Source organism: Sphingomonas sp. SRS2, assembly GCF_000971055.1.
Lineage (GTDB): Bacteria > Pseudomonadota > Alphaproteobacteria > Sphingomonadales > Sphingomonadaceae > Rhizorhabdus.
The window spans coordinates 1-248 of record NZ_LARW01000003.1; the positions used below are offsets into that span (position 1 = coordinate 1).

Consider the following 248-nt stretch of genomic DNA (forward strand, 5'->3'; position numbering starts at 1 on the left):
CGCTTCACCGCGCGCACCGTCGAGATCTTCCTCGGCGGCGAGCGCATCGCGGTTCACATGCGTGGCAGCGGCAATGGACGGCATACCACGGTGCCCGAACATATGCCGTCCAGCCATCGGCGCTATCAGGCCCAGTCGGCCCGAAGCTGCGATTTTGGTCATCTTGGAGAACACGTCGGGAACGGGCTGGTTGTTGTTGACGATCGCCCATGCGAGGAACGACGTTCCGCTCCGATAAGGGAGCGGCG

The 248-nt window shown here is 63.7% G+C and carries 1 protein-coding gene; it reads right to left on the minus strand.

The genetic code is table 11. The features are described from left to right. On the minus strand, positions 1-248 hold a 248-nt coding region (locus WP12_RS25130), incomplete at both ends, for a hypothetical protein (RefSeq protein ID WP_046191726.1).